The sequence below is a fragment of the Shewanella sp. N2AIL genome (assembly GCF_022690845.1).
GTDB lineage: Bacteria > Pseudomonadota > Gammaproteobacteria > Enterobacterales > Shewanellaceae > Shewanella > Shewanella baltica.
In genome coordinates this window covers 38,713-62,111 of record NZ_JALBYT010000022.1, presented here as the reverse complement: position 1 = coordinate 62,111, position 23,399 = coordinate 38,713, and the positions used below count along the sequence as shown (strand labels likewise).

The 23,399-nt window shown below is 46.7% G+C and carries 24 protein-coding genes; 13 read left to right on the top strand and 11 right to left on the bottom strand.

What is annotated here, in order from left to right:
• Nucleotides 1-31: 31 nt before the first annotated feature.
• The 5 genes from MO387_RS13865 to MO387_RS13845 form a co-directional block, all read right to left on the bottom strand.
• Nucleotides 32-904 carry a DMT family transporter gene (locus tag MO387_RS13865; RefSeq protein WP_107949091.1) on the bottom strand — a complete coding sequence of 291 codons (873 nt, stop codon included), beginning with the start codon at nucleotides 902-904 and terminating at the stop codon, nucleotides 32-34.
• A gap of 185 nt (nucleotides 905-1,089) precedes the next feature.
• Nucleotides 1,090-1,938: a 3-deoxy-8-phosphooctulonate synthase gene (gene kdsA / locus MO387_RS13860; protein WP_006080266.1), complete on the bottom strand. Its 849-nt coding sequence runs from the start codon at nucleotides 1,936-1,938 to the stop codon at nucleotides 1,090-1,092.
• 64 nt (nucleotides 1,939-2,002) lie between these two features.
• Nucleotides 2,003-3,250, bottom strand: a complete 1,248-nt coding sequence (locus MO387_RS13855; protein WP_107949093.1) for a DUF819 family protein — start codon at nucleotides 3,248-3,250, stop codon at nucleotides 2,003-2,005.
• A 154-nt stretch (nucleotides 3,251-3,404) separates the two neighbouring features.
• Nucleotides 3,405-4,193 (bottom strand): tetratricopeptide repeat protein, encoded by a 789-nt coding sequence (locus tag MO387_RS13850; protein WP_006080264.1) that lies wholly within the window; start codon nucleotides 4,191-4,193, stop codon nucleotides 3,405-3,407.
• On the bottom strand, nucleotides 4,193-4,588 hold the full coding sequence (locus MO387_RS13845; protein ID WP_006080263.1) for a SirB2 family protein: 396 nt from the start codon (nucleotides 4,586-4,588) through the stop codon (nucleotides 4,193-4,195). Before MO387_RS13845 ends, MO387_RS13850 begins: the two co-directional genes overlap by 1 nt.
• Nucleotides 4,589-4,707: 119 nt before the next feature.
• Here MO387_RS13845 and MO387_RS13840 point away from each other — a divergent pair, with 119 nt between their 5' ends.
• The gene (locus MO387_RS13840) at nucleotides 4,708-5,121 is read left to right on the top strand and encodes a GNAT family N-acetyltransferase (RefSeq protein ID WP_107949095.1); all 414 of its coding nucleotides are present in this window, start codon (nucleotides 4,708-4,710) and stop codon (nucleotides 5,119-5,121) included.
• A gap of 135 nt (nucleotides 5,122-5,256) precedes the next feature.
• Here the strand turns inward: MO387_RS13840 and prmC are convergent, their stop codons facing one another.
• From prmC to hemA, 3 genes are read right to left on the bottom strand one after another with little or no spacing between them, the layout of a single operon-like run.
• On the bottom strand, nucleotides 5,257-6,105 hold the full coding sequence (gene prmC / locus MO387_RS13835) for a peptide chain release factor N(5)-glutamine methyltransferase (RefSeq protein ID WP_006080260.1): 849 nt from the start codon (nucleotides 6,103-6,105) through the stop codon (nucleotides 5,257-5,259).
• Between the two features lie 2 nt (nucleotides 6,106-6,107).
• A complete protein-coding gene (gene prfA / locus MO387_RS13830; RefSeq protein WP_011845827.1) occupies nucleotides 6,108-7,199 on the bottom strand; it encodes a peptide chain release factor 1 in 1,092 nt (363 codons plus the stop codon).
• A gap of 14 nt (nucleotides 7,200-7,213) precedes the next feature.
• A complete protein-coding gene (gene hemA, locus MO387_RS13825) occupies nucleotides 7,214-8,464 on the bottom strand; it encodes a glutamyl-tRNA reductase (RefSeq protein WP_006084077.1) in 1,251 nt (416 codons plus the stop codon).
• 253 nt (nucleotides 8,465-8,717) lie between these two features.
• On the opposite strand from hemA, the gene lolB reads away from it, so the two are divergent.
• The 3 genes from lolB (at nucleotide 8,718) to MO387_RS13810 (ending at nucleotide 11,278) form a co-directional block, all read left to right on the top strand.
• The gene (lolB, locus tag MO387_RS13820; protein WP_107949097.1) at nucleotides 8,718-9,362 is read left to right on the top strand and encodes a lipoprotein insertase outer membrane protein LolB; all 645 of its coding nucleotides are present in this window, start codon (nucleotides 8,718-8,720) and stop codon (nucleotides 9,360-9,362) included.
• Nucleotide 9,363: 1 nt separating this feature from the next.
• Nucleotides 9,364-10,218 carry a 4-(cytidine 5'-diphospho)-2-C-methyl-D-erythritol kinase gene (ispE, locus tag MO387_RS13815; protein ID WP_006080256.1) on the top strand — a complete coding sequence of 285 codons (855 nt, stop codon included), beginning with the start codon at nucleotides 9,364-9,366 and terminating at the stop codon, nucleotides 10,216-10,218.
• A gap of 112 nt (nucleotides 10,219-10,330) precedes the next feature.
• Nucleotides 10,331-11,278 carry a ribose-phosphate pyrophosphokinase gene (locus MO387_RS13810; RefSeq protein WP_006080255.1) on the top strand — a complete coding sequence of 316 codons (948 nt, stop codon included), beginning with the start codon at nucleotides 10,331-10,333 and terminating at the stop codon, nucleotides 11,276-11,278.
• A gap of 198 nt (nucleotides 11,279-11,476) precedes the next feature.
• Here the strand turns inward: MO387_RS13810 and MO387_RS13805 are convergent, their stop codons facing one another.
• Complete coding sequence (locus MO387_RS13805) at nucleotides 11,477-13,339, bottom strand: methyl-accepting chemotaxis protein (RefSeq protein WP_012090156.1); 1,863 nt, start codon at nucleotides 13,337-13,339, stop codon at nucleotides 11,477-11,479.
• Nucleotides 13,340-13,777: 438 nt separating this feature from the next.
• On the opposite strand from MO387_RS13805, the gene MO387_RS13800 reads away from it, so the two are divergent.
• The 3 genes from MO387_RS13800 to MO387_RS13790 are packed head-to-tail and all read left to right on the top strand — an operon-like array spanning nucleotide 13,778 to nucleotide 15,848.
• Complete coding sequence (locus MO387_RS13800) at nucleotides 13,778-14,311, top strand: RNA polymerase sigma factor (RefSeq protein ID WP_107950325.1); 534 nt, start codon at nucleotides 13,778-13,780, stop codon at nucleotides 14,309-14,311.
• The gene (locus MO387_RS13795; protein WP_107949099.1) at nucleotides 14,311-14,895 is read left to right on the top strand and encodes an anti-sigma factor; all 585 of its coding nucleotides are present in this window, start codon (nucleotides 14,311-14,313) and stop codon (nucleotides 14,893-14,895) included. Before MO387_RS13800 ends, MO387_RS13795 begins: the two co-directional genes overlap by 1 nt.
• A complete protein-coding gene (locus MO387_RS13790; protein ID WP_107949101.1) occupies nucleotides 14,892-15,848 on the top strand; it encodes a DUF4097 family beta strand repeat-containing protein in 957 nt (318 codons plus the stop codon). Before MO387_RS13795 ends, MO387_RS13790 begins: the two co-directional genes overlap by 4 nt.
• A 76-nt stretch (nucleotides 15,849-15,924) precedes the next feature.
• Here MO387_RS13790 and rsuA read toward each other — a convergent pair whose 3' ends face one another.
• Nucleotides 15,925-16,677: a 16S rRNA pseudouridine(516) synthase RsuA gene (rsuA, locus tag MO387_RS13785; protein WP_199908826.1), complete on the bottom strand. Its 753-nt coding sequence runs from the start codon at nucleotides 16,675-16,677 to the stop codon at nucleotides 15,925-15,927.
• 77 nt (nucleotides 16,678-16,754) lie between these two features.
• Between rsuA and MO387_RS13780 the strand changes: the two genes are divergently transcribed.
• The 5 genes from MO387_RS13780 to MO387_RS13760 all read left to right on the top strand — a co-directional run bounded on the left by MO387_RS13780 (nucleotide 16,755) and on the right by MO387_RS13760 (nucleotide 21,782).
• Nucleotides 16,755-17,309 carry a sugar O-acetyltransferase gene (locus MO387_RS13780; RefSeq protein ID WP_107949104.1) on the top strand — a complete coding sequence of 185 codons (555 nt, stop codon included), beginning with the start codon at nucleotides 16,755-16,757 and terminating at the stop codon, nucleotides 17,307-17,309.
• Between the two features lie 262 nt (nucleotides 17,310-17,571).
• Nucleotides 17,572-19,656 carry a M13-type metalloendopeptidase gene (locus MO387_RS13775; protein ID WP_107949106.1) on the top strand — a complete coding sequence of 695 codons (2,085 nt, stop codon included), beginning with the start codon at nucleotides 17,572-17,574 and terminating at the stop codon, nucleotides 19,654-19,656.
• Between the two features lie 226 nt (nucleotides 19,657-19,882).
• Nucleotides 19,883-20,668, top strand: a complete 786-nt coding sequence (locus MO387_RS13770; protein ID WP_107949108.1) for a RelA/SpoT domain-containing protein — start codon at nucleotides 19,883-19,885, stop codon at nucleotides 20,666-20,668.
• A gap of 175 nt (nucleotides 20,669-20,843) precedes the next feature.
• Nucleotides 20,844-21,251 carry an SMI1/KNR4 family protein gene (locus MO387_RS13765; protein WP_011845817.1) on the top strand — a complete coding sequence of 136 codons (408 nt, stop codon included), beginning with the start codon at nucleotides 20,844-20,846 and terminating at the stop codon, nucleotides 21,249-21,251.
• A 30-nt stretch (nucleotides 21,252-21,281) separates the two neighbouring features.
• On the top strand, nucleotides 21,282-21,782 hold the full coding sequence (locus tag MO387_RS13760) for a DUF4447 family protein (RefSeq protein WP_107949110.1): 501 nt from the start codon (nucleotides 21,282-21,284) through the stop codon (nucleotides 21,780-21,782).
• 110 nt (nucleotides 21,783-21,892) lie between these two features.
• Here the strand turns inward: MO387_RS13760 and MO387_RS13755 are convergent, their stop codons facing one another.
• Nucleotides 21,893-22,525 (bottom strand): glutathione S-transferase family protein, encoded by a 633-nt coding sequence (locus MO387_RS13755; RefSeq protein WP_107949113.1) that lies wholly within the window; start codon nucleotides 22,523-22,525, stop codon nucleotides 21,893-21,895.
• Between the two features lie 212 nt (nucleotides 22,526-22,737).
• Between MO387_RS13755 and MO387_RS13750 the strand changes: the two genes are divergently transcribed.
• Nucleotides 22,738-23,277 carry a PH domain-containing protein gene (locus MO387_RS13750; protein WP_107949115.1) on the top strand — a complete coding sequence of 180 codons (540 nt, stop codon included), beginning with the start codon at nucleotides 22,738-22,740 and terminating at the stop codon, nucleotides 23,275-23,277.
• Nucleotides 23,278-23,399: the final 122 nt, after the last annotated feature.

Here is a 23,399-nt window from a genome sequence, read left to right as displayed (position 1 = left end):
AAAAATCAGAATGAGATCAATGAGTTTGAAACTATTCCCACATCACCATAATAGCGGCGATAGCGATAAGCACTAATCCAAGCATATCTTTTATCTTCACTTTTTCCTTCAGCCAAAAGGTGGCAATCAAGATCATAAAGAAGACTTCAACTTGGCCTAAGGTTTTAACATAAGGCACAGCCTGCAGCGACATAGCACTAAACCAGCCGATAGAACCTAAACAACTGGCTGTACTGGTGAGTAAGGTTAGCTTAGGTCGCTGCCATAACGCTGCCAGTGTGGATTTATCCTTAAGTAACAGATAATTGACTAACACTAAGGTCTGTAGACTAATCACGAATAACAGCACCCAAGCGGCGCTATGGGGGAAGCCGATATTCAAACACAAACTCGCCTCCCGCACCCAAAGCGATGTCAGCGCAAACGAAGTTCCACAGGCTAAACCAATCAATACCGTATTGAGCGACAGACTGCGAAGGCCTTGTTTGGCACTCATCAAAAAAATTGCCACACCACCTAGCAATACACCTGACCAACCTAATGGCGATAAGTGCGTCCCAAAAAACACTGTGCCTAATATCGCCGCAACGACAGCTTCGCTTTTTGCTAGCCCTGCCCCAATGGCAAAGTTCTGTTGCTTGAACAGTTTTACCATCAAGCCTGTTGCTAGGATTTGCATCGCCGATGCACCTAAAATAAAATCGATAAAACGGCCGCTAAAATCGGGGATACCGACATCCTGCCAAAGATATAAACCCGCCAGATACACGGCGGCAATGGGCCCTGCCCAAATAAAACGCGCTAAGGTAACGCCCGCGACACTCACCTCTTTACTCAGCTGGCTTTGAAATGCATTACGCCAAGCCTGCATAAATGCCGCCAGCAAAGTTAATAAGATCCACATGAAGGTATTCCGTAAAGAATGAGTCGGCAATAAAGACGAGAGCAAGGCAAACCTCATCATAAAACATTAATGTTTCAGATAGCCATGGGGTGATGGCAGTCTAATTGTTTCTGCTGAAAAACAAAGCCCCGAACGAGTCGGGGCTTTGAGATTTAGTCACTAATTCATTAAGTCTTAGCTTGCGATTACTTGCTGGTATCGATTGGCTCGAAGGATTTAACCAAATCGTCAATCGCTTTCATTTGCTTAAGATAATTTTCTAACTGATGCAAAGGCAATGCACATGGGCCGTCGCACTTAGCGTTATCTGGATCGGGATGGGCTTCAATGAATAGACCCGCTAAACCTAGCGCCATACCGCTGCGCGCTAATTCGGTCGCCTGTGCACGACGTCCGCCAGCAGAATCGGCACGACCACCAGGGCGTTGCAGTGCATGGGTCGCATCGAAAATCACTGGGTAGCCAGATTGCTTCATCTCATCCATGCCCAACATATCAACGACTAAGTTGTTATAACCAAAGCTTGAACCACGTTCACACAGGATGATCTCGTCATTACCCGCTTCGTTAAACTTAGTGATGATGTGGCGCATTTCGTGCGGCGCTAAAAACTGTGGCTTCTTCACGTTGATGATAGCGCCGGTTTTTGCCATAGCGACAACCAGATCTGTCTGGCGGGCTAAGAATGCTGGCAACTGAATGATATCAACCACTTCAGCAACAGGCGCACACTGGTGCACTTCATGCACGTCAGTGATCAAAGGTAAGTTAAAGGTCTTTTTGATTTCTTCAAAAATCTTCAAACCTTCTTCCATGCCTGGGCCGCGGTAAGAGTTGATTGAAGAGCGATTCGCCTTATCAAAGGACGCCTTAAACACATAAGGAATACCCAGTTTTTGGGTCACTTCGGCGTAGGTTTCAGCAATCGACATAGCAAGATCGCGAGACTCAAGCACGTTCATGCCACCAAACAACACGAAAGGTTTATCGTTAGCAATCTCGATTGAACCTAGGTTTATGATTTTATTACTCATCGCAACTTCTCTCTAAAATGCTGGAACCTTTCCCAGCGATGAACTGAATATAGGGCTAAGGCCGCTATGTCGCAACTACCTGTAAAAGTTGACCACAGAGCCACGCCATGTAAGTCCCTAACGCATAACCAAATACGGCTAACAGCACGCCAACAGGCGCTAAAGCGGGGTGGAATGCCGCAGCAACGACAGGGGCAGATGCTGCACCGCCGACGTTCGCTTGGCTACCCACAGCCATGTAAAACAGCGGCGCTTTAATCAACTTAGCCACCAATAACATAAAGCCTGCGTGCACTAACATCCAAATAATGCCCACTAAAAAGTACAAAGGCGTATCGAGCACTTTACTCACATCCATGTGCAGACCAATCGTCGCCACTAAGATGTAAAGGAAAGCCGACGCCACTTTTGATGCCCCCGCCGCCTCTAAATGGCGCACAGGGCTGAAGGACATAGCCAAACCAATGGTAGTGACGATCACCACTAACCAGAAGAACTTAGAGGTTAAGCTGTAATCTTCGGTCCAAGGGTAGTTCGCTTCAAAAAATGGTCCAAGGAAATCGGCGGCCATATGGGCAATACCTGTGATACCAAAGCCAACGGCGACAATCAGCATAAGATCGCGCAGATTAGGAATGCGTGCATTTTCAGCGTGATACTTTTCAACTTTTTCTTTTAACGCTTCAATTGCTGAGGTATCGGCCCCCGTTCTGGCATCAATTTCTTTTGCCTTTGAGGCCATAAATAGCAACACGGCCATCCAGATATTGGCGACAATCACATCGACTGTCACCATCACAGAGAAAATATTGCCACCTACCGCATAGATTTCTTTCATCGCGGCTTGGTTTGCGCCGCCACCAATCCAGCTTCCGGCTAAGGTCGTCATGCCGCGCCATACCGCATCAGGACCATCAACTCCAATTAAAGAGGGCTCGATGATCGACACTAACAGCAAGGCAATCGGGCCACCGATGACGATACCGACAGTGCCGGTTAAAAACATGATTAAGGCTTTCGGCCCTAAACTTAAAATAGCTTTTAAATCAACGCTTAAAATTAATAAGACTAAACACGCTGGCAGTAAATAACGTGACGCCACAAAATACAGTTGTGAGGTATTACCGTCGATCACCCCAAAGGTATTCAATAAAGAGGGCAAGAAATAACACAATAAAAGGGCGGGAATGAAACGATAAAACTTCTGCCAAAAAGGATGACTACTGCTACTGGTATAAAATACAAAACCTAGAATTGTCGCGAGTATCCCTAACGCCGTGGCATCGTTCGTCACTAAAGCCGTGCTTGTCATGCTAATTTCTCCCTGTTAATACAGTTATTATTTTATTTTTATTAGAGACTTAACCTTTAAGTCCCTGGGTCAAACTTCCATCTGCCCAGTGTTATTATTTTTGCTGATTGGATTGAACAGTTGATAAATAAGAAGAGCCCCGAAAGGCTCTGCTTTAATGGTAAATCTCGGCATGCTCGTTTAATTCTTTGAGCTGCATCTTCACGATTTCGATCACGGGATCGTGGGGGCTGTTATCGACAAAATGCTGCAAATCAGCAGCAGCCACATTAATACAACCCAGCTGCTGCGCGATAAAGGCTCGCTCACGATTAAGGTGCACATCATCGCTATGCCATTGCAACAGCAGACTGCAACATTCCATCGCCGCCTCAAATTGATGCGACACAATGCAACCGGCTTTTAGCTCATGCAGCATACGCGTCAGCAGTTTTTTCACCGTTGCAGGTTTTAAATAACTCGCCTTAAGCTCGGCCGCATTGCCTAACTCGCCGCGCACTAACACATGCAACTGGTGACGGCTGAGCTCCTTGCCCGTCAAAGGGTCCAGATAACTCACTTCACCGGCAATCTTGCAACGCAGCACCGTATTGCCGGGTAGCAATATCGGTTCAAGCTCAAGATCTAACTGCTTTGCCAGTAACATCAAGACAGTTGCCAGCGTAGTGCTATTCCCTTGGCGGCTAATTAAGCAAGTGCCTAAATCCGCCGCCTCAGTACTAAAGTAGTTATCGCGGACACAAAAGCCTAAATCCTCGTAAAACCAATGCAACAGCGCATTAAAACGCTGTTGTTGGTCAACCAAGTAATGACTTAATACGGCTCCCGCCATTTCAAACCAAGCCCATTTAGCGGCTTCTAGTTTAGAAAATCCAAGGTGCGCACCTACATCCAATGCCGACTCGGGCAATGAAATGCCATCTTGCAGAGTGTAGTTACCCATTAACCCAATAATACCGCTTGTTTAAAATGAGCCAATTTAGCAGCATAAACCAACCAGCCTATCGCGCCTAAGTAAGCAAACACTTTGAACAACTTGTTTCTGTTCGCCTTTATGGCAATCGCGCCAAGTACAATATAGGCAACCACAGCACCGATTTTTTCAGTCATCCAAGGATCGACAAAAGGAAATTGCTGGATCATAAAACACAGGGTTAAGCCCGACAGCAGTAAGAAAGTGTCGATAACATGGGGCGCTATCTTGAGCAGTTTCTTCTCCATCAAAGCCGATTGGCGCAGATGCAGAACAAAGCGCACGGTAAGCAGCAACACGCTTAACGCGATAAAGGTAAAATGCAGATGTTTAACCGCAGGATATAGACTGTAAAAAGTTTCCATTACGATACTTATGGCCAGTGACAAAGGCGCTAGTTTACCCTAATCCGTGACGGCATACCAATGCCTATCAGCCTAGATAGCCAGAGCTAACATCATAAAAAATCAAACGAGAAGTGACGATGAATTTAAGCTTAATTAACGATGAATCAACTGAGTTCGCCGATGCCGTAAAACAAAAAATCGTCGAGTTTAACCAAGCCCAATGGCAAGGGCTTAGCCGTAAGAATCTCGGCCTCAAATTACAAGACGCCGAAGGTAAACTGTTAGCAGGCATAAGCGGCAAAACCTTCGGCTATTGGTTGTTAATCGAGTATCTGTGGGTCGATGACGCCCTAAGACACCAAAAAATCGGCACGCGCTTGCTATTAGAAGCAGAAAGCCAAGCAAAAGCGCGCGGCTGCCAATTTGCCCTACTCGATACCTTAGATTTCCAAGCTAAGCCCTTTTATGAGCGCCACGGCTATCGCGTGCAATGGATACAACAAGCCTACCCAGAAACCGGCAGTAAATTCTTTATGGTGAAAGTGTTGTGATGTTTAAGGCTTGCGATCGTCAGCTTAACATCTGCTTAAGGTGACTGTTTAGAGAACAAAAACGCCATTGGCAATAACCAATGGCGTTCGTTAAATCGGCATAACTGGGTAAATATCTTCACTTAAAGCAGCGCGTTATTCAGCCCATTTACCCATAGTACATCTGTCATTGCTGCCAAAGTCTCGCACTGTGGCGACATTTTCATAGCCCAGTTCGATAAGCTTAGCTCTGAGTCTTACCGCCTGTTCGAAGCCATGCTCGAGCAGGATATAGCCGTTAGGCTTTAAGTAATCTCGGGCAGTGTTGGCAATATAATACAGATCGGCAAAGCCTTCCTCGGCGGCGGTTAACGCGCTTTGGGGCTCGAAACGCACATCACCTTGATGCAAGTGTTCGTCAGTCTCATCAATATAAGGCGGATTTGAGACGATTAAGTCAAAGTCACGCGACTTTACCGCGCTAAACCAATCACTTTGAAGAATATCGACCTGCGGCAGCTTTAAGTTCTCACGGTTCGCGATAGCCAAAGCCACGGCATCATCGACTTTATCGACCGCCGTGATTTGCCAAGACTCACGCTCAGACGCTAACGCCAGCGCAATGGCCCCAGTGCCTGTTCCTAAGTCGAGCACTTTGGCATAGGTAGAAAGCGGCATGTTCAAGGCGGTTTCGACTAAAATTTCCGTGTCGGGACGCGGGATCAAAGTCGTGTCGTTGACGATAAAAGGCAGCGACCAAAATTCGCGCTCACCGACAATATGTGCCACAGGCACGCCCTTTTGGCGTTTCTGCACCATTTGCTGGAAGCGTTTCCACTGCTCAACCGTCAGGGATTTTTCAGGCCAAGTGTATAAATAGCTGCGACTTTTATTGAGGCAATATAACAACAAAACCTCTGCATCCAGATGAGCGGATTCAGAGGTTGATGCTAACTGCACATAAGCCCATTGCAGGGCTTCGGCTATGCTAGATTGATCTGACAAAACTACCCCTGCTCGTCAGCCAGTGCGGCTAACTGATCGGCTTGATGCTCTTGCATCAGAGGCAATAAAATAGCATCGAGATCGCCTTCCATCACTTCGTTCAAGCGATATAAGGTCAAGTTGATGCGGTGTTCGCTCACGCGGCCCTGCGGGAAGTTATAAGTACGCACACGTTCGGAGCGATCGCCACTGGCAACCAGACTACGACGGGTCGATTCTTCGGCGCTGCGGCGTTTTTCGTCTTCAAGAGCTTGAATACGTGCGGCCAGTACACTCATGGCTTGGGCACGGTTCTTGTGTTGCGAGCGTTGATCTTGGCATTCCACCACGATCCCCGTTGGAATGTGGGTAATACGAATGGCAGAATCGGTTTTGTTAACGTGCTGACCACCCGCGCCCGATGAACGGAAAGTATCTACTTTCAGATCGGCTGGGTTAATTGAAATCGCTTCGGCTTCAGGCACTTCATGTAATACAACCACAGTAACCGCTGAAGTATGCACACGGCCTTGAGATTCGGTTTCAGGTACACGTTGTACGCGGTGACCGCCGGACTCAAACTTAAGTTTGCCGTATACGCCGTCGCCGCTGACCTTCATGATCACTTCTTTGAAGCCACCATGTTCGCCTTCGTTACAGCTCATGATTTCGATCTGCCAGCGATTTGCTTCGGCATAACGGCTGTACATGCGGAATAAGTCACCGGCAAAAATCGCCGCTTCATCGCCGCCAGCGCCAGCACGGATCTCAACGAAGGCGTTTTTATCGTCGTCGGGATCTTTTGGCAGTAATAGAATTTGCAGTTCATCTTCAAGATGCTCGAGTTTGGCCTTAGCGGCTTTCATCTCTTCCTGCGCCATTTCACGCATTTCAGCATCGTCTTCTTCCAGCATTTCTTTGGCAGAATCGAGATCGACCTGCGCTTGCTGATAGGCTTTAAAGCCAGCAACAACGTCTTCTAACTGGGCATATTCTTTCGATAACGCGCGAAACCTGTCTTGATCAGAAATGACGCTAGCATCACCCAGCAAAGCCATGACTTCTTCATTGCGCTCGAGCAAGCCTTCCAGCTTGCGGATAACGGATTCCTTCATTTAACTCGCTAACCTTAGTTTTTATCTAATCCAAGCGCTGATCTTAACTGACCGAGAGTATTCAAATCGCCCTGACGACTCGCTGCCGTGAGGGCCTGTGTCGGTGCGTGGATAAGTTTATTGGTCAGGCGATTGGCTAGTTCAATCAATACCTGCTCAGTGTCTGAGCCCTGGGCTAATTTATTCAGGGCGCGTTCCACTAACTCATCTTTTACCGCCATGCTCTGGCTGCGATACTCGCGAATACTGTCGACCGACTCTAAAGAACGGATCCAATCCATAAATAGGAAAGATTGTTCTTCAGTAATTACTTCAGCTTGCTCGGCGGCTTCTTTTCGAGAAGCCATATTCTGTTCAATAATGCTATGCAGGTCGTCCACTGTATACAGAAACGCGTCATCCAAATCGGCGACTTCCGGCTCAATATCCCGGGGAACTGCTATATCAACCAATAACATAGGTTGATGGCGACGCTGCTTTAGCGCTTTTTCGACCATGCCTTTACCTAGGATAGGCAGAGGGCTGGCGGTAGAGGATATCACGATATCGGCTTTTGGGAGATAATCTGGTATCTGTGCCAGTGTAATTGCTGTTGCGCCAAACTCCTCACACATGCCTTGGGCGCGCTCTAACGTCCGGTTTGCTACGACCATAGACGCCACGCCGTTGTCTTTAAGATGCTTAGCAACCAACTCTATGGTTTCACCCGCGCCAATCAACAGCACTTTCGTGGTCGATATCGACGAGAAAATATGTTTCGCCATGCTAACCGCGGCAAATGCCACAGACACTGCGGCGGCGCCGATTTCAGTATCGGTACGGACTTTTTTGGCGACAGAAAAGGTATTTTGAAAGAGTCTATCTATGGTTAGCGCAACCGTACCAGCCTCTTTGGCCTTAACGAATGCTTGTTTTACTTGGCCGAGAATTTGCGGCTCACCCAAGATCAACGAATCGAGCCCAGAGGCCACACGCATCAAATGCCTGACGGCATCCTGACCGTGATAATTATAGAGACAAGGCGCGACGTCCTTATGATCAAGGCCGTGATATTCTTCAAGCCACGCAATAATGTCGGCCTCATCGCCGTTGTTGCAATACAACTCAGTGCGATTACAGGTCGAGACAATAACGGCTTCACCCGAGCGTGTACGACTGGCCAGACTTTTCATAGCGTCATGAATTTTGTCCGGAGAGAAGGCAACTTTCTCGCGCAGGTCTACCGTGGCTGTTTTATGGTTAATACCGATTGCTACAAGGCTCATCTGACTCTTTCTAGATTCTTGGCGACTCTCTTAATAAGGGCATTCTACTGAATCGGCCCAACTAAAAACAGAATACGCTTAACAAAACCGAATAAAGGTCTAACTTCTTACCTAAATTTTCTATCAATGATAGGTAAGGCAGGATTTGCCCCGAAGGAACAAATCTAAGTGACCGCCGATGGAAATTTTACGTTTGGCATTGGTATTCTTTCCAAGCCCTCGTATCATAAGGACTTTGGTATATCAGTCATAGATGAATAATTTGAAGCGCCTCACAAAAACCATTTTCTCTTGTTTTACCTTAAGCGCCCTACTTTTGCTGGCGGGGTGTGAAACCTTGCCGCCGATGACTGACTTAAGCCCAATCACAGTCACCGATGCGCGCCAAGCAACCGCTTGGGAATTACAGGGTAAACTGGCGATAAAAACTCCTGACGATAAGCTCAGCGCTAATATCTACTGGCGCCACAGTGAAGATCGTGACGAACTGACACTCACCACTATGCTGGGTACGACTGTGTTGACGCTTAACTCAACCCCGAACTCGGCCCATTTGCATATCGATGGCAAAGATTTTCGCGACGATAATGCCCAGCGTTTACTCGAGCGAGTCAGCGGTTGGTCCATCCCCTTGGCCGATTTACCTTTGTGGATCACAGGCCAAGTTGGCCCCAATGATCAGGTCATCGCACGCGATAGCCAAGGCAAACCCAAGCAGCTAACCAATACTCAAACCCCGCCACCTTGGCAGGTCGTATTTTTAAGTTGGCAACCCCAGAGCGGCGCCAGTGTGCCCCATCAATTAAAGCTTGAACGTGGCGATTTACAACTCAAACTACAACTGAATCAATGGCAAGCTCTTGGCAAGCCCGCGATCTTAGTAGGAGAACAACCTTAACATGCCCGCTGCAATTTCCCGCAATTGGCCTGCGCCAGCCAAGCTCAACTTGTTTTTACACATTAATGGCCGCCGCGCCGACGGTTACCACGAACTGCAAACTTTATTTCAGTTTATTGATTGCTGCGACATGCTCGATTTTAAGGTCACTGAAACCCCTGAACTGATTTTGCACTCCAATATGTCGGGCGTTGTCGCTGACAGCGATAACTTAATTCTGCGAGCCGCAAAATCATTACAACAAACCACGGGCTTTAACGGTGGCGCTGAGATCTGGCTGGATAAACGGCTGCCCATGGGCGGCGGTTTAGGCGGCGGCTCGTCCGATGCTGCGACCACATTAGTGGCATTGAACAAGTTATGGCATACCCAATTATCGACCGAAGAATTGGCTAAAATCGGCCTTAAATTGGGTGCCGATATTCCTGTTTTTATTCATGGTTTCGCCGCTTTTGCCGAAGGTGTGGGTGAACGCTTACAAGCAGTAAATCCGAGTGAGCCTTGGTACTTAGTCATAGCACCCGATGCCCATGTTTCCACCGCCGACGTATTCCAAGATCCACTTTTACCGCGTGATACCCCGAAACTGGCCATAGATACCTTAATGAGCCAACCTTGGGCAAATGATTGTCAAAAACTAGTCGTTTCTAAATACCCTCAAGTTGCCAAGGCATTAGGCTGGCTGCTAGAATATGCGCCGTCGAGAATGACAGGAACAGGCGCATGCGTGTTCGGGGAATTCACACAACAGCAACAAGCTCTCGCAGCCTTGGCGAAATTACCGTCTGAAATGCAAGGATTTGTTGCACAAGGGATGAATCTTTCGCCGCTCATCACGCGACTCAGTCACCCTTAAACTACTTTCTTCTAGAGTAACCACTTAACGATAACGCCTCGGGTTCCTCCCGTCCCTATATCGTCGTTACTCTAGCCACTAAAATATAAAGCAAACGCCTGAGGTTCATACAGTGCCCGACATCAAGCTCTTTGCTGGGAACGCCACCCCCAGTCTCGCTAAAAAGATAGCCGATCGTCTATTTTGCAAACTCGGAGACGCAGTGGTTGGTCGTTTCAGCGATGGTGAAATCAGTGTCCAAATTAACGAAAATGTACGTGGTGCCGATGTGTTCATCATCCAATCCACTTGCGCGCCGACAAACGACAACCTGATGGAACTCATCGTGATGGTTGACGCGCTGCGCCGTGCATCTGCTGGCCGTATCACAGCCGTTATTCCTTACTTTGGTTATGCTCGTCAAGACCGTCGCGTTCGTAGCGCCCGTGTACCGATTACTGCAAAAGTCGTTGCCGATTTCCTGTCTAGCGTGGGTGTTGACCGCGTTCTGACCTGTGACCTGCACGCTGAGCAAATCCAAGGTTTCTTCGACGTTCCTGTTGATAACGTATTCGGTAGCCCAGTGCTGCTAGAAGATATGTTAGCGAAGAACTTAGATAATCCAGTCGTTGTTTCTCCAGACATCGGTGGTGTTGTTCGCGCTCGCGCAGTAGCAAAACTGTTGGATGATTCTGATTTAGCGATCATTGATAAACGTCGCCCACAAGCGAACGTTGCTCAAGTTATGCACATCATTGGTGATGTTCAAGGTCGTGACTGCATTATCGTTGACGATATGATCGACACAGGCGGCACTCTGTGTAAAGCGGCTGAAGCCTTAAAAGAACATGGTGCGAACCGCGTATTTGCTTACGCAACTCACCCAGTGTTCTCTGGCAAAGCGGCTGAAAATATCGCTAACTCAGTGATTGATGAAGTGATTGTGACTGACACTGTTCCTTTAAGCCCAGAAATGTTGAAAGTGGCTAAAGTGACTCAGTTAACTATGTCTGCGGTACTGGCTGAGGCAATTCGTCGCGTAAGCAACGAAGAGTCTATCTCTGCCATGTTCCGTCACTAATAGTTCTGTCAATCATTATAGTCACTGAACGTTCTGACTAATCTGAGTGGTTCCAATGCACAGTGTGCTGTTTTAACGAATCACTAAGCTTGCAGAGCTAATCACTCAGACATAAAAACGCACTCCTCGGAGTGCGTTTTTGTTAGTGTATTTTCTAAGCTAGCTTCTGCTCATTAGATTAGAGTTGGCTTTTAAATATTAGATTTTAAAATTACTGACCGCACGGAATAAGAATTCAGCCTGCGCTTTCAGCTCATCCGATGCCGACGCATTGGCATCTGCCGCATGGGAGGATTCTTCGGCGATATCGCGGATCACCACCACGTTCTTATTCACTTCGGCCGCCACCATGCTTTGCTCTTCAATCGCCGCAGCAATTTGAGTACTCATATCCATGATGTTACGCACATCTGTATTGATAAGCTTAAGTAAGGCACCAGCACTCGCCGCTTGCTCCGCACTCTCAACACCTTGTTTTTGACTCGATTCCATCAATTGCACAATCGAGCGAGTACGCGTCTGTAAGGTCTGAATAATGTTCGCAATCTCTTGTGTTGACGATTGTGTCCGCATCGCTAAGTTACGCACTTCATCGGCAACCACTGCAAAACCACGGCCCTGTTCACCTGCACGTGCCGCTTCAATCGCGGCATTCAAGGCTAAAAGGTTAGTTTGCTCAGCAATGCCGCGGATCACATCTAACACACTACCAATAGTCTCACTGTCACGCTCCAATTCACCGATGACCGCAGCAGAACTATTGAGCTGCTCAGCAAGCGACTGAATTTTATGGATAGTTTGCTCAACTTCTAATTGACCGCTTTGCGCATTATCATGCGTCTTACCCGCTTTTAACGCCGCTAACTCAGTTGTTTTAGCAATTTCGTCAATGGTTGCGCCCATTTCTGTTATCGCCGTTGCAACCATATCGGTCTCATTGAGCTGTTGGCCCACGCCTTCAGAGGCAAGCATGGCATTTTCAGATACGCGCTTACAGGAAGTGTTAATCGTCGCGACCGACTCTATCACTTGTTCAATCAATTGCTGGAAGCTAGTCACCATACTATTGAAATGCTGCGCAATTTCGCCAAGTTCGTCTTGCGTTGATGCATCGCATCTCAAGGTCAGATCTTTACTCACTTCGATGCGAGAAATGATCTGCGTGATACGCTCAACCGGCGCAATAATACTGCGGATAATCAAATAGGTAATGATAGATAACAGCAACGCGATAAAGATAAACACCGCAATACCGACATTAACGCTGCTGCTCTCAGCATCATCAATCGCCTTAAGCGCTAGGTTATGTAAGTCATTCGCGCTACTTTCAATTTGTAGGTTGGCAGCGACAAGACGCGCCATAGTGCCATCTTTCTCGGTTAAACCGAGTTGCTGCTCTTTATTGGTTAAGCTTTTAAAATCTTTCTGATACTGAGTAATAAGCTCTGCAATTTTATTTTGGGTATCGGCATCTAAGCTCGATGAACGTAGCTTGTCATTAAACTTGCCAATGTTGGCATCGAAGGTTTCAACATAACTTAGCTCTCGACGCAGCATAAAATCTTTTTCGTTACGTCTCAGTTGCAGCATAGCCACTTCGAGTTCGAGCTGATTGTATTGCTTCAGCAGCGTTTCAACATTATGCACCGCCGTACGCAATGTGCCGTACAAACCTGTTTTAGGCGTTAAGCCAATTTCCTGCTGTAGCTGCACCACTTCAGAAAAAGCAGCTTGATACTGATTTAAATTACTATCAAAACTTTCAAGCGATGCCTTGGACACACCGTATTCTTTAAAGACTTTCTCTAATTCTGGGACAATACTGTCGATTGCCATGTGGCTTTGCTTATGTAGCTCGGCATATTTTAAATCCTTACGCGCGAAGAAATCCTTTTCGTTTTTACGCAGAATTAAGACATCGCGCTCTAACTCAAGCACATTTTGAACGGCATGGGAGAGCTCAGACTTAACCGAATTTGAATGGAGTTGTAATCCAAACATGGCAACTAATGCCGAGATAGACACAGCTGCGCTGAGTAACAACTTTGAGCGGATTAGCATAGAAAGTCCCCGAATAAATAATCTATCTTAAAAAGATAGCTGCAAATTAAGCCTTTAACAGCGCAAGTGTAGCAATACATGAAAAGTTCATATCAAATACTCTGACAATTTGTGGATTTAAGCTCTCATACCGAAAGCACCTCATTATTTTTAGCTTAGTTCATCAAGATGATGCCGACATATTTTTCAAAGTAATGCGTGTTAACTTTGTTAAACATACCGTCTCAATGCCGATATAAACACCACAGCACCAATTGGTATAAAATGAATAACTTCATTAGTTTAACTGTATATTTTCGGGCGAATTCTACTACAGATTACAAAAATGTTACGCTGGATAATGAATCTTAATAAAATATATTTTTTACAGTTCCAAACCTTTTGCAGCATTCAGTGCGTCAAAACGACAACACTTAATAATTATGGCAGGGAATGACAGTGACGGCAGGGATACTCCCACTCAATAGCGCAATGTCTGACTTTGAACTGGTCACCTTAGCCAGCCAAGGCAACAGAGCCGCCTTTAAATTGCTGTATCAAAGCCATCACCAACGTATCTATGCCATATCACTGCGCCTTTGCGGCCATAAAACCATGGCGGAAGACATTACCCAAGAGTGTTTTATTTTAGTGTGGCAGAAGTTGCCGCAATTTCGAGGTGAGAGTCAGTTTTCCACTTGGTTACACAGCATTTGTATCAATCAAGCCTTGAGCAGTATTCGTAAACAACAATCATTCTGGGCACGATTTATCCCGCTGGAAAATGAGACTGAACCTATGAGTTCAGATGAAAGTTATAGCGGATTAGATAAGTTGATTTTCAAACTGCCGCAGCGGGCACGCATGGTGTTCGTACTCTGCGCCATCGAAGGTTATCAACACGATGAAATCGCTGACTTGCTTGGCATTGCCGTCGGCACTAGCAAGACCCAATACCATAGAGCTAAGCAACTACTACAGGAGATGCTGTAATGACGTTAACGCCGCTTTCCCGTGAACAACAGCTTGAGCAACTGATCAATAGCGCTCCCAACGCAATGCCGCCCACCCATGATCTGTGGCAAGGCATTGAAAAGCGTATGGACAAACCGCTGGTTTCCCAAACACGCCAATCCCAGAACGGCCGACAGTGGGTGATAGCAGCCTCCTTTATCATGCTAGTGGCATTGGGATATAGCCAATTGCCTTATTTCAATCAATTAACCACACAGCAGACAGAGCTTGCCCAAAACTCAGCTATGCCAGAGCAACAAGGGGATGCGGCCTTACAGTTACTGTTAACCCAAATCGCGGCATCGCACCAAGCGCAAGTGGATAACCTAGAGCAGACAACGAATGCGCTAGCTTGGCAGACCAGCAGTTTCAGCGCGCCCGTTGAGCAAGGTTTGGCGGAACTAAGACGCGCGGCAACCCAGATTTACCAAGCTTTACAAGCAAATCCAACCGATAAACAACTTTGGCAACTCTGGCTTTGGGTGCAGCAACGTGAGCTCGACCTATTGCAACAGGGCCAAAAACTACCCATTAGAAACTCGACACAAGGAAACACCCTATGAGTAACCTCAATCTCACTAAAGCCAGTCTATTGGTTTCGACACTCTATTTAGGTTTGATGGGCAATGTGTTCGCAGCGCAAAGTGTTGATAAACAACTTAATATTAGCAGCGACACCCAACTGCAGATCAAAGTCCAGCGCGGCGATGTAACGATTCAAACCTGGGATAAGAGTGAAGTCAGTGTCACAGGTACACTCGATGAATTGAGCGAAGGCTTTGTGTTCGAGCAACAGGGAAACAGTCTTAATATCGAAGACAAAATGCCCCGCCACTACAATGGCAGTAATGACAAAGGCTCGCAGCTCACCATTAAAGTGCCAAAGACAGTAAAACTCAGTGCAGATACTATTTCAGCAAATCTGCAAGTCGCCGAAGCCCAAGGTGAACTCGATTTGAATACCGTCAGTGGCGATATCAAAGCTAACAACCTTAGTGGTAAACCTGAGTTGCACACAGTCTCAGGCGACATCATCACTCAAGCGCTCGATGGTAAAGTGAAATTAGAGACAGTATCAGGCACGATTCAAGACTCGGACAGTAAAGGGGAAATGAACTATCGCCTCGTAAGTGGTGACTTAAAAAGTCATACTCAGGCCGAAAAAGTCACGGTTGAACAAGTTTCTGGCGAAGTGAATGCTAACTTGAGCCTAGCTAAGGAAATCGTACTCAGAACCGTCAGCGGTGACTCAAAAGTGTCACTGGCGAAAAACTTCAACAGAGCCAATTTAGAAAGTGTGAGTGGCGATATCATAGTGACTTTTGCCGATATGCCGGATGCCAGCTTTGACTTAGACGGCGGCCCAGGTGGCAAGATCAAAAATACCTTAACCCAAGATGAACCTAAAAAGCAGAAATACGTGCCACGCGCCGAGCTGTCATTCCAAACCGGTTCGGGAGCTGCCAGTGTAAAAATGAACACTATCAGCGGTGATTTGGTTTTAAAGAAGCAGTAATCAGTCAGATTTTATCGCGCCAATAAAAATGCCGCCACGAGTCAAACTCGGGCGGCATTTCTGTAGATTCCTTGAGTTAGACTGATGCTATTTCTTCGGCAGTCAAATAACGCCATTCACCCAGCGCTAAGGCGGGATCTAATTCAATTTGGCCCACACTTTCACGGTGTAACCCTTGCACGTGGTTGCCCACAGCAGCGAACATACGTTTCACTTGATGGTACTTACCTTCAGTGATGGTGAGTCGCACTAATTGCGGCTCAATAATCTCCAGCAATGCAGGCTTAGTTAAGCCATCTTCACCGCGTAATTCAACGCCAGCGGCAAATATTGCAATCAAGCCGGCATCCACAGGATCGGCGAGTTGCACTAAATAGCGTTTACCGCATTCTTTCTTAGGTGAGGTGATTTTATGCGACCACTGGCCGTCGGTCGTGATCAGCACTAGCCCTGTGGTATCGGCATCTAAACGACCAGCAATGTGCAAGGTTTCAGGCTTGGGCACATCCACTAAGCTCAATACCGATGGATAGGTTTCATCAATCGTTGAACAAATCGTATCGACTGGCTTGTTGAGCATTAAATAACGTACGCCCACTAAGGCAATAGGCTCGCCCTCGAGACAAACACGCATACCTTCAGTCACTTTAAAGCCCGAGTCTTTGACGATTATGCCATCGCAAGTAATGTCACCGCGATGCAGGGCTTTTTTCGCTAATGAGCGAGTCAGTGGGGTACTCTCACAGATAAATTTGTCTAAACGCACGTTAATACTCAACTTCAATAAAGAAAACTGCCATATTATGAGGCCGACCACTTCAAAGGGCAAAGAATTGCTGCTCAGCACGCGATGTGTTTCTGTTTAGCCCTTACGCATTAACGACAGTCACCCTAGGGAAAGATGACATGACTGAATTCCAAAAGATGATCACAGGCCAAGAATATGATTGCCTTGCCAGCGAACTATTAAGTTTACGAGCTCAGCAGCAACGGCTGAATCGACAATTAAATCAAATAATTGACCAAGATACCCCAGAGTACAGCCAACTCTGTCAGCAGCTCATTCCCCATAAATCACCAGCCGCAACGATATCCACGCCGATTTTTATCAGTTATGGCGCCAACCTATCCCTTGCTGACAAAGTGTTTATCAATGTGAATGTCACCTTGCAGGATAATGCGCCTATTTCTATTGGTGAGCAGACTATGGTCGGCCCCAATGCACAGTTTTATACCTCGAGTCACCCACTCGATGCCGAGCTGCGTTGCTCAGGTTTAGAAACCGCTAAAGCAATTAGGGTCGGTAAACGGGTATGGATTGGTGGCGGCGCTATCATAATGCCAGGCGTCATTATTGGTGATGACGCCATCATAGGCGCTGGCGCCGTAGTTACAAAAAATGTAGCCGCCAAAACCGTGGTCGCAGGTAACCCCGCAAAGCCGATCCGGCAGCTAATTTAATCGCGGGTAAAAAAGAGAAAGCTAAGTGCTCGCTTACCTGAAAAGGCTTGCATACGGTAACTTTGCCGCTAATGAGCTTAAGACTGTAACTGGTAACCTTTAGTTACATATGACTCAAGATAAATCCGCGATAAAAACTGTAATGACCTTGTTTAGATTCCTAGTAAGGCATTAACATAGTTCATTGCGCCTGAAGCAATCCCATTTTGCAAAAAATAACAGCCCCAATAATGGGCACAATAATAAACTCGAAGGAAACGACATGAGAAAAGTACTCATTGGGGGACTGTGTGCCTCACTTATCGCAGGCCTGACTGCCTGTAATGACAAGCCAGCCGACGTTAAAACACCTGAAACCGCTAAAACAGCCACCGCAGTTGCTGTAACTCAAGTACTGGGTTCTGGTATTGAATTCGCTAATTTTGATAAAGCGATTCGCCCACAAGACGATTTCTACAAATATGTTAACGGCACTTGGCTGAAAAACACTGAGATCCCAGCCGATCGTACTAGCATTGGCGCTTTCTACGATTTACGTGAAAAATCACGTGACGACGTAAAAGCTATTATCGAAGAAGTGGCAGCAACGCCAAATCTCGCCGTTGGTACAGACGAGCAAAAAGTAGCCGACTTATATCGCTCATTTATGGATACTGACACACTCAACAAACTGGGCGTGACACCAATCCAAGGTGAGTTCGATGCCATTAATGCCTTAAAAGATAAGAATGAATTAGTGAAGTACTTCGCCCACAGCCAAATCGCTGGTGCGGGTACGCCTATGGCATTTTATATCGATATCGATGCGAAAAACTCTAGCCGTTACGCGACTCATCTCTATCAATATGGCCTAAGCCTGCCAGAAAAAGACTACTATTTTAACGAGTCAGAACGCTTCGTTAATATCCGTAAAGCGTATGTCGCTCACATCGAAAAGATGTTTACTCTTGCTGGTCTTGCTAATCCTAAAGCCAGCGCTGATTCTATCCTTGCCCTAGAAACAGCGATTGCCTCTAAGCATTGGGATGTGGTTGAAAACCGCGACAGCACTAAAACCTACAATCTATATCAAGTGAAAGATCTGCCAACACTGGCACCGGATATCGATTGGACTGTCTACTTAACAGCGCTTGGCGCAGACAAGCAAACCGACATCATCATTAACCAGCCTAGCTATATCCAAGGTCTGAACGAGGTTTTAAAAACGACCGATTTAGCCACTTGGAAAACCTACATGCAATGGCAAGTGCTAACGCATGCGGCGAACTATTTGAGTGAAGCGCTGGACAACGAAAACTTCGATTTCTTCTCTAAAACCTTAAACGGTCAAGAAGAGCAAGAACCGCGTTGGAAGCGTGGCGTCGCCTCTGTTAACGGCATGCTGGGTGAAGTTGTCGGCAAAGTGTACGTTAAACGTCACTTCACGCCTGAAGCCAAAGACCGTATGCAGGCACTGGTGGAAAATCTTCGGGGCGCTTACGGCGACAGCATCAAAGATTTAACCTGGATGAGCGACAGCACTAAAGTGGCTGCGGCGGATAAGTTAGCCAAATTCAACCCGAAAATCGGTTATCCGAATAAGTGGGAAGATTACAGCAAGCTGAGCATCAAGGCTGACGACTTAATCGGTAACGCTATTCGTGCCAGCGAAGTTGAACATGCTAAGTCATTAGCCAAACTGGGCGCGCCAATCGACAAAGACGAATGGCACATGACCCCACAAACGGTTAATGCTTACTACAACCCAACCATGAATGAAATCGTCTTCCCTGCAGCAATTCTGCAACCACCATTCTTCAATTTGGCGGCTGACGATGCAGTCAACTACGGTGGTATTGGTGCCGTTATCGGTCACGAAATGGGCCATGGTTTCGACGACCAAGGTGCTAAGTTCGATGGCGAAGGCAACATGCGTGACTGGTGGACTGAGCAAGACTTGAAAGAGTTCTCTGCCCGCGGCCAAGCGCTGATTGCACAATACGACGGTTACTTTGTGTTTGACGATTTGCACGTCAACGGTGGTTTAACGCTAGGTGAGAACATTGGTGACTTATCAGGTGTGACTATCGCATACCGCGCCTATAAGAAATCACTCAATGGTCAAGAAGCACCGGTCATCGATGGCTTAACGGGCGATCAACGTTTCTTCATCGGTTTCACTCAAATTTGGCGCGCGAAGGCCAAAGAAGAAGCGATGCGTAACCGCGTTGCGACCGATCCACACTCACCTGCGGAATTCCGCGCTCTGGGTGCCCTATCTAACATGCCTGAGTTCTACACCACATATGATGTGAAACCCGGTGATGCTATGTATATCGCACCAGAAAAACGCGTAAAAATTTGGTAAGCCAGATTTAAATCGCCGCTCGGCTGCATAAGCTGAGCAACAACAATGGCGCTCACTGTCACAGGTGGCGCCATTTTTTTTGGCTAAACTCCTCAATCCTGAGTGATGAATGTGAACCCATGCGCAAGATGAACAAGTCTTAATGATTGATTCAGCTTTAATTAAGCAAAAGAAGCCTATGGTGGATGGGTGACCTGTACAACTCACCCATAAGGAAGTAGGCCGCATGACTAAGTTATTTCGTACCTTTTTTATTTTTCTACTCTTATTATCGAGCCGCGCTGGTGTAGCAAATTCTCTCGACGTCAGTGACACAAAAACAGAACGTGGTAATTACAGTGCAAGACAGGCACAAAGCCACGATCTACAAGGTCTATACGCACTCAGCAGTCAGACCTTTGATGCGCCTCGTCAAACCTCGAATGACTTATCCGTTCTCCATCACCAAGCCTATGATGCTCAGGCTGAGCTGGCTCAGTTGCTTACCCGAATTGCCCATCGTTCACAGACGCAAGTGATTATTCCTCCGGTGAAGAGTTATCAAAGAGCTGCAGATAAAGTGGCGACAAAATTTAACGGTGACGCCAGCCAAATTACCGACCTGGCAAGGGCAAGTATCGTGACCGACAGCATTCAAGATCTGATGCAGGCTTACCAAGCCTTGAACGAACAGACCCAAGTGGTGAAACAGAAAAACCGCTTTGCTGAGCCCAAAGCATCTGGCTATCGCGATCTCAACTTGCTGGTACGTTTACCCCAATCGGGCATGATTGCCGAGGTGCAATTACACTTGCAGGATATCGCCGATATTAAAAACGGCCCAGAGCACAAGGTATATGAAAAAGTGCAGACGATTGAAGCCAATGCCCGTAAACAGCAAAGATCACTCAGTGAGTTTGAGCTGGCACAGATTGCCCAATTACGCCAAGAATCACACAAGCTGTACCACAAAGCATGGCTTAACTATAAGCGAGTCGATGAAGCCAGTTTATTAAGAGTCTCAGTCGCTTAACCCACAACCGCTTCCACTGTTGCGCTGGTCTCCTGCAAAGGTGCCAGCGCTTTTTTTTATATTTTACAGCGCCTGAAAAACCATATTAAAAATAAGCTGAAAAAAGCACTCTCTCGCATCAAAGTGCCATTTAAGTATATAATCCCGCGCCATAGCCCTATCAGCAGGAAACGCCATGCACGACATCATTGAGCAACTCCAAGAACGCAGCGAAACTGTTCCTGTACCACTCGAATTACCCACATTTGAGCAGCTCGTCGAAGTTGAAGAGCAAATCCTGATTTCATTACCACGGGAGCTAAAAGAATACCTGCTGTATGCCAGTGATGTGATTTACGGCACGATAGAGCCAGTAACTGCATCGGATCCTTACTCACACACCTATCTGCCTGAGGTCACTTGTTATGCTTGGTCTATCGGCATGCCAAGGGACATGATTGCCATTTGTCAGCAGGGCGATGCTTTTTACTGTATCGACCAAGATGGCCAAGTGCATTTCTGGAAAAACGGCGGTTTTACCGATATCTATTGGGAGTCGTTCTGGGAATGGGTTGAAGAAATCTGGCTAAAGATTAAATACTAATTTTACTTTTATTGCATTGAGAACACGATTATGTCTAAAAACATTGGCTTGAATGCCATCGAAATGAGCTACTTACGCCAATCATTGAGCTTAAGTGCGGCTCAAGTTGGCACGCTAACTAACCATAGCGAAACCGATGTATTAGCCTGGGAAAGTGGCGAACAAGCGGCACCTGAGCTGGCGCAAAAGAAACTGCTTGATATTGATGACATCATTGAGATGCAAGTGCTCAACACCTGCGATGGTATCGAAGAACTATTTAAAAAAGAACCTAAGCGTCATTTAGCTTTTGTGGTGTACCCCACTCAAGCCACTTACACTCAATACAACCCCGAATTTTTAAGTTCATTGCCTTTTACTGAGCTGTACAACACCGCAGCTTGGCGCATCAAGAAAGAGTGCAAACTGGTCCTAGAAGTCGACGTCAGCCTAGTGGCGCTGGACGTGGAGGCCTACAAAGCCTTCCGTGAACCGACCAAAATGAGCGAAAGCCGCGAAAGCCGTGCTAAATGGGCCGCAACTCAGCTATAAGCGTGCAAATCCAGAAGCTTAGTACTCGCATTAACAGTAAGGGCAGATATCACTATCTGCCCTTTTCATATTCTCATAATGATTTTCAGATAATCAGTGACTTAGAATGATTAACCCTTAGCGGCCACCACAGCATCCATCTTCTGCAAAGCCGATTGACGCGACGGCAGCGCAGACAACCTATCGCGATAAGCGGCGAGTTTAGGTGGAATGGCTTGTTCGAACAATGTGCCCCATATCAAGGTATGGGCCAGTAAAATATCCGCCACTGAAACGTCATCACCGAGCAAGAAATCACTCTCAGGCAACATGGCTTCGGCCAATGCCGCCGCCTTATCAAACTCCCATACCGCACAAGGCATGATCTGCGGATGACGCTGCGCCTCAGGCAAGGCAAACTTATGTTTACCCAAAGTCCAAAGCGGCTGCTCAAGCTCAGTAATGATGAAGCTGACCCATTGATGGTGCAAACCCGAAGCGTTACTCCCCACTGGTGGCAACAACTTACCCTCGCCATACTTTTCTGCGAGATAAAGGCAAATCGCTGCAGATTCGGATAACACTAGCTCAGCATCCGTTAGCACAGGCACTTTACCACAGGGATTTATCGCTAAAAATGCCGCGCTGCGATGCTCACCTTTAGTCATATCCACAAAGGAAAAATCCCAATCAACCCCCAACTCTTCCAACACCCAAGCAACTCGTAATGCGCGACTGCGCGGTGTGCCATATAAAGTGATCATTGCAACGTCCTTTTAGTGATTGTAGGTAAGCTAAGTCCCGAAGATACACTGAGACTGCACCAAATAAAACTCAAACAATCGCTATAAAATTACATCCTAATATATTAAAACAATGTATTTCACCGAAGCGATGCTCCAAGATAGGAAATGCCCAGTAAAGCAGCCAACTCAAGAGCGAGTTGTACTTGAATATCAGAATTTAAGGAAGAAACATGGAAGACAAGATCATTCATCAAGCAGAGTTTGAGTCCAATCTAGGTTTGTATTGGTTGCTTTCAGGGGCCGCCTATTTCAGCCTCAGCATAGTCGGCATTCCCTTGTTATTGCTTTGGTTTCCAATCGGGCTGTGGGGAACTCGCCGCTATATTCGTAATATGAGTGCCGAGCTCACCAGTAATAAGTTGATTGTGCGCCGCGGAATATTAACTCGTACCGAAAATACAGTGCCTTTGGACAAAATTACCGATATGGCATTGATCCAAGGCCCAATTATGCGCCTATTTGGTCTGCATAAACTCACGGTAAAAACCGCAGGGCAATCGGGCGCAGGTGCCTTGATAAGCTTAGTCGGCATAGTTAATGCGCCTCAATTTAGAACCCGCGTATTAGAACAAAAAGAGCGTCTTACTCAGCGCCCACATCCAGCGAGTCCATCTGTACAACCTGATGATGCGTTATTACAAAACGTAGTCGAGATGGCAGCAAGCCTAAAACGAATTGAAGCCTTGCTCAGCCAAAAATTAAATAGATAAATTGAATAAAACGACTTTCAGTTCAATCACTTTCCCTTTAATGTTGAGCCACTCACTTAGCGTTAGCACAGCTTTAGCATGAGCGCAGCCTTAACATAAGGGCTTGTTCGATTCCCCAGATT